Genomic DNA, 5,289 nt, shown 5'->3' on the forward strand with positions numbered 1-5,289 from the left:
AGAGTCTTCAACGGAGAGTTTGATCCTGGCTCAGGACGAACGCTAGCGGCGTGCTTAACACATGCAAGTCGAGCGGTAAGGCCCTTCGGGGTACACGAGCGGCGAACGGGTGAGTAACACGTGGGTGATCTGCCTCGCACTCTGGGATAAGCCTGGGAAACTGGGTCTAATACCGGATATGAGCTTCAGGTGCATGCCTGGGGTTGGAAAGGTTTACTGGTGCGAGATGGGCCCGCGGCCTATCAGCTTGTTGGTGAGGTAACGGCTCACCAAGGCGACGACGGGTAGCCGGCCTGAGAGGGCGACCGGCCACACTGGGACTGAGACACGGCCCAGACTCCTACGGGAGGCAGCAGTGGGGAATATTGCACAATGGGCGAAAGCCTGATGCAGCGACGCCGCGTGAGGGATGACGGCCTTCGGGTTGTAAACCTCTTTTGACAGGGACGAAGCGCAAGTGACGGTACCTGTAGAAGAAGCACCGGCCAACTACGTGCCAGCAGCCGCGGTAATACGTAGGGTGCGAGCGTTGTCCGGAATTACTGGGCGTAAAGAGCTTGTAGGCGGTTTGTCGCGTCGATTGTGAAAACTTGCAGCTCAACTGCAAGCTTGCAGTCGATACGGGCAGACTAGAGTACTGCAGGGGAGACTGGAATTCCTGGTGTAGCGGTGAAATGCGCAGATATCAGGAGGAACACCGGTGGCGAAGGCGGGTCTCTGGGCAGTAACTGACGCTGAGAAGCGAAAGCGTGGGTAGCGAACAGGATTAGATACCCTGGTAGTCCACGCCGTAAACGGTGGGCGCTAGGTGTGGGTTTCCTTCCACGGGATCCGTGCCGTAGCTAACGCATTAAGCGCCCCGCCTGGGGAGTACGGCCGCAAGGCTAAAACTCAAAGGAATTGACGGGGGCCCGCACAAGCGGCGGAGCATGTGGATTAATTCGATGCAACGCGAAGAACCTTACCTGGGTTTGACATACACCGGAAAGCCATAGAGATATGGCCCCCCTTGTGGTCGGTGTACAGGTGGTGCATGGCTGTCGTCAGCTCGTGTCGTGAGATGTTGGGTTAAGTCCCGCAACGAGCGCAACCCTTATCTTATGTTGCCAGCGCGTAATGGCGGGGACTCGTGAGAGACTGCCGGGGTCAACTCGGAGGAAGGTGGGGACGACGTCAAGTCATCATGCCCCTTATGTCCAGGGCTTCACACATGCTACAATGGCCGGTACAGAGGGCTGCGATACCGTGAGGTGGAGCGAATCCCTTAAAGCCGGTCTCAGTTCGGATCGGGGTCTGCAACTCGACCCCGTGAAGTTGGAGTCGCTAGTAATCGCAGATCAGCAACGCTGCGGTGAATACGTTCCCGGGCCTTGTACACACCGCCCGTCACGTCATGAAAGTCGGTAACACCCGAAGCCGGTGGCCTAACCCTTGTGGAGGGAGCCGTCGAAGGTGGGATTGGCGATTGGGACGAAGTCGTAACAAGGTAGCCGTACCGGAAGGTGCGGCTGGATCACCTCCTTTCTAAGGAGCACTTCTCCAGAAGCACTTCACACAGGTGAATGTCGCTCTGGCAGAGACAGTTTCGGACTCACACGTAGTCCGGCTGGAGCTCATGGGTGGAACACTGACAACCTTCATCGCACTCGATCAGTACTCAGTGACTGATCGCGGTGAATATACCGACACACTATTGGGTCCTGAAAGAACACGCGGAAGCGATTCTTTCCAGGCAAAAAACGACGAGACTGGTTCTTCAGTCATACCGCCGAGCGTGCTCGGGCTGGTGCTGAGATACAGAATCAATCTTGTGTGTTGTTTGAGAACTGCACAGTGGACGCGAGCATCTTTGTTAGTAAGTGATAAAGAGCGTACGGTGGATGCCTTGGCACCAGGAGCCGATGAAGGACGTAGTAGGCTGCGATAAGCCTCGGGGAGCTGTCAAACGAGCTGAGATCCGAGGATTTCCGAATGGGGAAACCCGGCACGAGTGATGTCGTGTCACCCGCACCTGAATATATAGGGTGTGTGGAGGGAACGTGGGGAAGTGAAACATCTCAGTACCCACAGGAAGAGAAAACAACATGTGATTCCGTGAGTAGTGGCGAGCGAAAGCGGAAGAGGCTAAACCGTGTGGATGTGATAGCCGGCAGGCGTTGTCCATGCGGGGTTGTGGGACTCATTTTCTTCTCACTGCCGTGAGGAGCAAGAGTAAGAAACCAAGTTGTTAGCTGAAGTGGTCTGGGACGGCCTATCGTAGAGGGTGAGAATCCCGTAAGCGAAAACATCTTGGCTCTTGTAATGAGCACCCGAGTAGCAGCGGGCCCGTGAAATCTGCTGTGAATCTGTCGGGACCACCCGATAAGCCTGAATACTACCTGGTGACCGATAGCGGACTAGTACCGTGAGGGAAAGGTGAAAAGTACCCCGGGAGGGGAGTGAAATAGTACCTGAAACCGTGCGCTTACAAACCGTCAGGGCTGACTTGTTCAGTGATGGCGTGCCTTTTGAAGAATGAGCCTGCGAGTCATCGGTGTGTGGCGAGGTTAACCCGTGTGGGGGAGCCGTAGCGAAAGCGAGTCCGAATAGGGCGCTTCAGTCGCACACTATGGACCCGAAGCGGAGTGATCTACCCATGGCCAGGGTGAAGCGACGGTAAGACGTCGTGGAGGCCCGAACCCACTTAGGTTGAAAACTGAGGGGATGAGCTGTGGGTAGGGGTGAAAGGCCAATCAAACTCCGTGATAGCTGGTTCTCCCCGAAATGCATTTAGGTGCAGCGTCGCGTGTTTCTCACCGGAGGTAGAGCTACTGGATGGCCTAGGGGGCCCACAAGCTTACCGAAGTCAGCCAAACTCCGAATGCCGGTGAGTGAGAGCGCGGCAGTGAGACTGTGGGGGATAAGCTTCATAGTCGAGAGGGAAACAGCCCAGATCGCCGGCTAAGGCCCCTAAGCGTGTACTAAGTGGAAAAGGATGTGGGGTCGCGAAGACAACCAGGAGGTTGGCTTAGAAGCAGCCACCCTTGAAAGAGTGCGTAATAGCTCACTGGTCAAGTGATCCTGCGCCGACAATGTAGCGGGGCTCAAGTACACCGCCGAAGCCGCGGCATTCACGCATTATCCCGCCTTCGGGCCAGGAGCGTGGATGGGTAGGGGAGCGTCGTGTAGCCAGGGAAGCGGCGGAGTGATCCAGCCGTGGAGGCTGCGCGAGTGAGAATGCAGGCATGAGTAGCGAAAGACGAGTGAGAAACTCGTCCGCCGAATGACCAAGGGTTCCTGGGCCAGGTTAATCCGCCCAGGGTGAGTCGGGACCTAAGGCGAGGCCGACAGGCGTAGTCGATGGACAACGGGTTGATATTCCCGTACCCGTGTATCCGCGCCCAATGGCGAATCAGTTGTGCTAAGTATCCAAAAGCGGACCTATCACCTTCGGGTGAAGAGAAGTGGCTGCATACGACCCTGGCTGTAGTAGTCAAGCGATGGGGTGACGCAGGAAGGTAGCTGGGCCAGGTGATGGAATACCTGGTGTAAGCGTGTAGGGCGTGGTGTAGGCAAATCCGCACCGCATACAGCCTGAGACGTGATGCGTAGCCGATTGAGGCGAATTCAGTGATCCTATGCTGCCGAGAAAAGCCTCTAGTGAGTTGGTACACGGCCCGTACCCCAAACCGACACAGGTGGTCAGGTAGAGAATACTAAGGCGATCGAGATAACTGTGGTTAAGGAACTCGGCAAAATGCCCCCGTAACTTCGGGAGAAGGGGGACCTTGCTTGGTGACATCCCTTGCGGATCGAGCTGAGTGGGGTCGCAGAGACCAGTGAGAAGCGACTGTTTACTAAAAACACAGGTCCGTGCGAAGTCGTAAGACGATGTATACGGACTGACGCCTGCCCGGTGCCGGAAGGTTAAGAGGACCGGTTAGCCCGCAAGGGCGAAGCTGAGAATTTAAGCCCCGGTAAACGGCGGTGGTAACTATAACCATCCTAAGGTAGCGAAATTCCTTGTCGGGTAAGTTCCGACCTGCACGAATGGCGTAACGACTTCTCAGCTGTCTCAACCACAGACTCGGCGAAATTGCAGTACGAGTAAAGATGCTCGTTACGCGCGGCAGGACGAAAAGACCCCGGGACCTTCACTATAGCTTGGTATTGGTGTTCGGTACGGTTTGTGTAGGATAGGTGGGAGACTGTGAAACATGCACGCCAGTGTGTGTGGAGTCGTCGTTGAAATACCACTCTGATCGTATTGGACCTCTAACCTCGGACCCTGATCGGGTTCAGGGACAGTGCCTGGTGGGTAGTTTAACTGGGGCGGTTGCCTCCCAAAATGTAACGGAGGCGCCCAAAGGTTCCCTCAGCCTGGTTGGCAATCAGGTGTCGAGTGCAAGTGCACAAGGGAGCTTGACTGTGAGACCGACAGGTCGAGCAGGGACGAAAGTCGGGACTAGTGATCCGGCACCGGCAAGTGGAAGCGGTGTCGCTCAACGGATAAAAGGTACCCCGGGGATAACAGGCTGATCTTCCCCAAGAGTCCATATCGACGGGATGGTTTGGCACCTCGATGTCGGCTCGTCGCATCCTGGGGCTGGAGTAGGTCCCAAGGGTTGGGCTGTTCGCCCATTAAAGCGGCACGCGAGCTGGGTTTAGAACGTCGTGAGACAGTTCGGTCTCTATCCGCCGCGCGCGTCAGAAACTTGAGGAAGGCTGTCCCTAGTACGAGAGGACCGGGACGGACGAACCTCTGGTGTGCCAGTTGTCCTGCCAAGGGCACGGCTGGTTTGCTACGTTCGGAAGGGATAACCGCTGAAAGCATCTAAGCGGGAAGCCTGTTCCAAGATGAGGTTTCTCACCCCCTTCGAGGGGTTAAGGCCCCCAACAGACCATTGGGTTGATAGGCCGGAACTGGAAGCCCGGTAACGGGTGTAGGTGACCGGTACTAATAGGCCGAGGACTTACCAACAAAGCTGCTACGCGTCCACTGTGCGGTATCTGAAACAACACACGTCCCGTGTGTTGGAGAAGATTCCGGGGGCTTCGCCCCCGAACCCCCTCGAAAGAGGGTGGTGCACACTCCCTTTCGGAGTGTGGGGTCTTTCCCGGTTCGGGTGCTCGTGGGCTCGCCCTCGAATATTTCTGGATCGTCACGGGAGTGACAGTTTCATAGAGTTACGGCGGCTATAGCGGTGGGGAAACGCCCGGTCCCATTCCGAACCCGGAAGCTAAGGCCACCTGCGCCGATGGTACTGCACTCGACAGGGTGTGGGAGAGTAGGACACCGCCGGAACATCC

At 56.5% G+C, this 5,289-nt stretch carries 3 rRNA genes; all 3 read left to right on the plus strand.

The features are described from left to right. Positions 1–7: 7 nt before the first annotated feature. The 3 genes from NY1_RS16695 to rrf all read left to right on the plus strand — a co-directional run bounded on the left by NY1_RS16695 (position 8) and on the right by rrf (position 5,284). Positions 8–1,524 (plus strand): 16S ribosomal RNA (locus NY1_RS16695). Positions 1,525–1,853: 329 nt separating this feature from the next. Next, positions 1,854–4,960, plus strand: a 23S ribosomal RNA gene (locus NY1_RS16700). 207 nt (positions 4,961–5,167) lie between these two features. Next, a 5S ribosomal RNA gene (gene rrf / locus NY1_RS16705) occupies positions 5,168–5,284 on the plus strand. Together the 16S, 23S and 5S rRNA genes form the textbook arrangement of a ribosomal RNA operon. The last annotated feature ends 5 nt before the right edge of the window (positions 5,285–5,289 follow it).

Source organism: Nocardia yamanashiensis NBRC 100130 (genome assembly GCF_001613325.1).
Taxonomy (GTDB): domain Bacteria; phylum Actinomycetota; class Actinomycetes; order Mycobacteriales; family Mycobacteriaceae; genus Nocardia; species Nocardia yamanashiensis.